Here is a 2,734-nt window from a genome sequence, read left to right as displayed (position 1 = left end):
AGATGTGTATAAGAGACAGGCGCTTGCGCCAGGGCGCAATCCGTCCGGCCCCTCACCACCCTTCAGGTCCCAGCCAGGGTCTCCACCGCCCCGGCCGGGTCCTCGCTGTACCGCTACGTCTCGAGCGCGTTCGCCACCTGCCCGAGCAGGCGCAGCCGCGGCGCGTCCAGCTTGCGCACCGTGCGCAGCAGCCGGCGGACCTCCGGGCGCTCGCGGTATTCCGGCGGGTCCTCCGCCAGCGTGGGCGCGCCTTCCACGCCTGCCATTCCCAGCAGCACGTCCGACGAGCAGTTGAGCACCAGGCACAGCTTGCGCAACGTGCGGACGCTGGGGAGCATGTGGCCGCGCTCCAGGCGGCCATACACCTCGGTGGCGATGCCAACGCGCTCGGCCACGTCGGCCTGGGTCAGCTCCAGCCGTTGTCGCGCCGCGCGGACCGCGTTTCCAATGAGGGTTGCCAGTCGTTGTTCCATGGCGTGCGGAAAACCTGTCGAAAAGAGGGCTTCGTCCCCCCGCATCCAGGCGGAGAGGCACCGGGGAGAAGTGACGGCCGTTGGCTGCCTCGTGGAACACAGATTACGAGTGGGGTCTGACATTCCGGGGCTTCCGGGAGGGCCCGCTGGAGCGTCCGGAATCGAGCGCTTCATCCCCTTGAGACGGAGGTGTCTCGCGCGGCCCCCGTAGGTGCTCTGAAGCCGAAAATTCGGCCTGGGCGGCGTTGTCAATGACGGCCCGGGGCGCGCTGAAAAAAGCCCTGGTGTTTCCGTGGTTTACGAAGTGAGGACGTCTGACGTAGGGTGGGCCCCCCGGTAGGTACCGGGAATCCGGTGCAAACCCCCGGTGACTCGGATCCGCAGGCCGCGCCGCGTGCCTCGCGGGGAGGCTGTTGAGGTCGTGAGCGACGAGCGTCCGGACGCGCTGCTCAAGAGCGCACTCGAAAAGATCGTCTACTTCGAGGCGCGTGCCCAACAGCTCCACAGCGAGCTGACTTCGACACGCGAGGAGATGGAGCACCTCAAGCGCGAGGTGGCCCAGACGCATCAGCGTGAGCTGGGCCTGCGCCGTGAGGTCGCCGAGCTGGAGGTCCGCGCGGGTCGGCTCCAGGCCGAACGCGAGGAGCTGGCCCGGCTCAACCAGGCCCTGCGCGGCGAGCGGAACCAGATGATGGACAAGCTGCTGGACGTGGGGCGCATCCGCGCCTCCTCCCAGGAGCGTGACGACGAGGACGACGACCTGGGGCTCGACCTGGCGTCGTTCATCTCCCAGCTTCGCAGCGAGGTGCTGCTGCGCGGTGAGGCGGGGCCGGTGGCCCGCGGGCTGGTGGTCCCCACGCGGCGCTCGTCGTTGCCGCTGCGTGAGACGGCGGCCAGTGTTCCCCTGACGCCAGCGCCGGTGAGCGAGCCGCCCGTGGCCGCTGTCGTCGAGCACGACGGCCTGTCTCCGGTGGCGCGTGAGGCGCAGCGCTTCCAGCAGGCGGGGCGGCTGGGGGTAAGCGCGGCGCAGCACGCGGAGCTGTCCTCGCACGCGGGGTTCGGCGGGACGACGGATGAGACGCTGTTCGGGTTCTCCGTCCGCGAGCTGTCCGCGCAGGATGGCGCGGCCCGGGTGCGCGCCGCGGAGCGACTGAAGGCGCTGTCTCAGCCGGCCGCCGCGCCCGCGCTGGCGTCGGCGCTGCACGCGGAGACGGATCCGACGGCGCAGGTGGCGCTGCTCCAGGCGTTCGCGTCGCTGTGCCAGGAAGAGGGCGCGTCGGTGGTGTCGCCGCTGCTCGCGTCGCCGGTGCCGGAGGTGCGCATCGCCGCGCTCAAGGCGCTCCTGACGCTGGCCCCGACGGACGCGGCGCCGCACCTGGCGCAGGCGATGAAGGATCCGGACCGCTCGGTGCGCCGCCGCGCGTCGCTGCTGGCGCTGGGCCTGGAAGGGGAGACGGCGCGGCGGCTGGGCGAGGAGGCCATCCACGACGCGGATCCGGAGGCGCGCGCGCTGGCCGCGCTGGCGCTCGGGGCGGGCGCCGGGGAGAACGCGCGCACGCTGCTGCTGGGCGCCCTGGGTGACCGTGAGCAGCGCGTGCGCAAGGCGGCCGCGCAGAGCCTGTCGCGCATCCTGGGGCAGGACGTGTCGTCGGTGGTGGCCCTGGACGAGACGCACCGCCGCCGGGAGATCCGCCGGCTGGCGACGCTGCCCGTGAAGCCCGTGCGGGCGCGGCTGGAGCAGCCTCGTCCGGTGGCGGCTTCGGTGCAGGCGGTCGCGTCGGCAGTGGCTGTCGCCGCGGTGGTTCAGGCGCCGGTGGCGGCGGTCGAGCAGCCCGCCCTCGCGGTTGCGGCCGTGGGCGCCGCGAATCGGCAGGTGGTGACTGTCGGGCTCGCGCAGGGCGCTGGTCCGGTGGGGCCTGCGCAGGCGCGAGTGAGCCCCGCGGGAGCGCCGGTGGTCTCCACGCCCGCGCCGACTCAGCAGGCCGCGGCCCCCGTGCAGCGTTCTTCCGTGCCGACGCCGCAGGCCGCCACTCCAGCGCAGCGTCCGCCCGCGCCGGCTCCGCAGACCGCCGCCTCGGCGCAGCGTCAGCCCGTGCCGGCTCCGCAGGCCACCCCAGGCGACTCCAGTCCCGCGCAGGCTCCGCGCGCCCCGGCCGCTCGCCTGTCCCCCGTCCAGGCGGCCCTGGTGGCCATGGGCGCGGTGCCCGGGCAGGCCGCCCCCGCGCCGCGTGTCCCCGCCGCCGCCGCGGCGCCGCCCCGCC

At 73.8% G+C, this 2,734-nt stretch carries 2 protein-coding genes; one reads left to right on the top strand and one right to left on the bottom strand.

What is annotated here, in order from left to right; translation table 11 throughout:
* Window positions 1-113 precede the first annotated feature (113 nt).
* The gene (locus tag HV826_RS36195) at window positions 114-473 is read right to left on the bottom strand and encodes a helix-turn-helix transcriptional regulator (RefSeq protein ID WP_026114223.1); all 360 of its coding nucleotides are present in this window, start codon (window positions 471-473) and stop codon (window positions 114-116) included.
* Between the two features lie 421 nt (window positions 474-894).
* Between HV826_RS36195 and HV826_RS36190 the strand changes: the two genes are divergently transcribed.
* Window positions 895-2,734: HEAT repeat domain-containing protein (locus HV826_RS36190; RefSeq protein WP_368671076.1), on the top strand; the 1,840-nt coding region annotated here is incomplete at its 3' end.

The sequence above is a fragment of the Myxococcus sp. AM010 genome (genome assembly GCF_013372585.1).
GTDB classification, from domain to species: Bacteria; Myxococcota; Myxococcia; order Myxococcales; family Myxococcaceae; genus Myxococcus; species Myxococcus vastator.
This window is presented reverse-complemented; position numbering and strand designations above follow the sequence as displayed.

Coding starts and splice junctions, on each gene's coding strand:
- HV826_RS36195 (WP_026114223.1), bottom strand. CDS start 473: ATGGAACAACGACTGGCAACCCTCATTGGAAACGCGGTCCGCGCGGCG.